The organism is Macrococcus sp. CoH-51_TC_04, from assembly GCF_058188655.1.
Map to the genome: position 1 here is coordinate 1 of NZ_JBVGOY010000044.1, position 348 is coordinate 348.

General features: G+C 40.8%; 1 protein-coding gene. It reads right to left on the bottom strand.

What is annotated here, in order from left to right:
* The coding region (locus tag ACZ2V4_RS11705) for a plasmid mobilization protein (protein WP_490514948.1) at window positions 1–336 on the bottom strand (336 nt) is incomplete at its 3' end.
* Window positions 337–348 lie beyond the last annotated feature (12 nt).

Consider the following 348-nt stretch of genomic DNA (forward strand, 5'->3'; position numbering starts at 1 on the left):
AGATGCCTGAAATTCTTCTGTCAGCTTTTTAATCGCATTCAATTCTACAGAACCAATATAGGGTTCACGTGCTAAAGTTTTTAAAGTACGTGTCGACTGATTCATATTGTTCCCCACCCTACTGATCTCTCCGGATAATTTTGAAAGTGGTGGTAAGATACTCTGAATATCCTCTGACTTCATCAGTGGACGATGAATCTTCCCTCCTAATGCGCGCGCCTTTAAATATGATGTGATGTTCAAGTTGGCACTTGAAGCTGTACCAGCGATCACATCATATTCATCTGCGTTCACTCGGAAAGAAATAATCTTTGATTTTTTCTTTGCCTCGCTCACTTGTTCGTCCCT